This window comes from uncultured Psychromonas sp., from assembly GCF_947489755.1.
GTDB lineage: Bacteria > Pseudomonadota > Gammaproteobacteria > Enterobacterales > Psychromonadaceae > Psychromonas.
This window is the reverse complement of record NZ_CANLFB010000099.1, coordinates 1-253: the sequence shown is the minus strand read 5'-3', so window position 1 is coordinate 253 and position 253 is coordinate 1. Positions and strand designations below refer to the sequence as shown.

1 protein-coding gene is annotated in these 253 nt (G+C 45.5%); it reads left to right on the top strand.

Annotation, left to right across the window (positions count from 1 at the left end; all coding sequences use genetic code 11):
- On the top strand, window positions 1-253 hold a 253-nt coding region (locus Q0794_RS18170), incomplete at both ends, for a VCBS domain-containing protein (RefSeq protein ID WP_298944289.1).

Here is a 253-nt window from a genome sequence, read left to right as displayed (position 1 = left end):
TACGCAGCGGATAATACCCAAGCGGCTATTCAAGCGCTAGATGACGGTGAGTCATTAACCGATACTATTACGGTGACAACCAGCGATGGTGTTGAACAAGAAATTGTTATTACTATCAACGGTGTTGACGACTTATCTGTTGTGGCAGGCGATGCAACGGGGTCTGTTACAGAAGGTGATGCAGCAACGTTAAGTACAACGGGCACATTATCGTTAAGTGATGTAGACAGTTCAGATACAACGACCTTTACGC